The organism is Streptomyces sp. NPDC005925 (assembly GCF_040638805.1).
GTDB lineage: Bacteria > Actinomycetota > Actinomycetes > Streptomycetales > Streptomycetaceae > Streptomyces.
Genome location: NZ_JBEXVL010000060.1, coordinates 1,966 through 3,441 on the forward strand (window position 1 = coordinate 1,966; position 1,476 = coordinate 3,441).

At 57.7% G+C, this 1,476-nt stretch carries 1 rRNA gene (only partly in view); it reads left to right on the top strand.

Annotated features, from left to right (window positions below):
* The first annotated feature begins 144 nt into the window (after positions 1-144).
* Positions 145-1,476 (top strand): 23S ribosomal RNA (locus ABZ354_RS28500) (it continues 1,294 nt past the right edge of the window).

The following is a 1,476-nucleotide window of genomic DNA, read 5'->3' on the forward strand; positions in this document are numbered from 1 at the left end:
GGTCGGGCGCGCTGTTGGGTGTCTGAGGGTATGGCCGTGAGGCTTTGCTTTCAGTGCCGGCCCCAGTGTTCTCGGACCGTGTGGTTCGGGGTGATGGGTGGTTGGTCGTTGTTTGAGAACTGCACAGTGGACGCGAGCATCTGTGGCCAAGTTTTTAAGGGCGCACGGTGGATGCCTTGGCACCAGGAACCGATGAAGGACGTGGGAGGCCACGATAGGCCCCGGGGAGTCGTCAACCAGGCTTTGATCCGGGGGTGTCCGAATGGGGAAACCCGGCAGTCGTCATGGGCTGTCACCCTTGTCTGAACACATAGGGCAAGTGGAGGGAACGCGGGGAAGTGAAACATCTCAGTACCCGCAGGAAGAGAAAACAACCGTGATTCCGGGAGTAGTGGCGAGCGAAACTGGATGAGGCCAAACCGTATGCGTGTGAGACCCGGCAGGGGTTGCGTATACGGGGTTGTGGGATCTCTCTTTCATGGTCTGCCGGCCGTGAGACGAGTCAGAAACCGTTGATGTAGGCGAAGGACATGCGAAAGGTCCGGCGTAGAGGGTAAGACCCCCGTAGCTGAAACATTAGCGGCTCGTTTGAGAGACACCCAAGTAGCACGGGGCCCGAGAAATCCCGTGTGAATCTGGCGGGACCACCCGTTAAGCCTAAATATTCCCTGGTGACCGATAGCGGATAGTACCGTGAGGGAATGGTGAAAAGTACCGCGGGAGCGGAGTGAAATAGTACCTGAAACCGTGTGCCTACAAGCCGTGGGAGCGTCGGACGGAGAGCTTGCTCTTTGTCTCGTGACTGCGTGCCTTTTGAAGAATGAGCCTGCGAGTTTGCGGTGTGTTGCGAGGTTAACCCGGGTGGGGTAGCCGTAGCGAAAGCGAGTCCGAATAGGGCGTTCAGTAGCATGCTCAAGACCCGAAGCGGAGTGATCTAGCCATGGGCAGGTTGAAGCGGAGGTAAGACTTCGTGGAGGACCGAACCCACCAGGGTTGAAAACCTGGGGGATGACCTGTGGTTAGGGGTGAAAGGCCAATCAAACTCCGTGATAGCTGGTTCTCCCCGAAATGCATTTAGGTGCAGCGTCGTGTGTTTCTTGCCGGAGGTAGAGCACTGGATAGGCGATGGGCCCTACCGGGTTACTGACCTTAGCCAAACTCCGAATGCCGGTAAGTGAGAGCGCGGCAGTGAGACTGTGGGGGATAAGCTCCATGGTCGAGAGGGAAACAGCCCAGAGCATCGACTAAGGCCCCTAAGCGTACGCTAAGTGGGAAAGGATGTGGAGTCGCAGAGACAACCAGGAGGTTGGCTTAGAAGCAGCCACCCTTGAAAGAGTGCGTAATAGCTCACTGGTCAAGTGATTCCGCGCCGACAATGTAGCGGGGCTCAAGCGTACCGCCGAAGTCGTGTCATTTCAGCATGAGGGCCAACGCCCGCTGGGATGGGTAGGGGAGCGTCGTGTGCCGGGTGAAGCC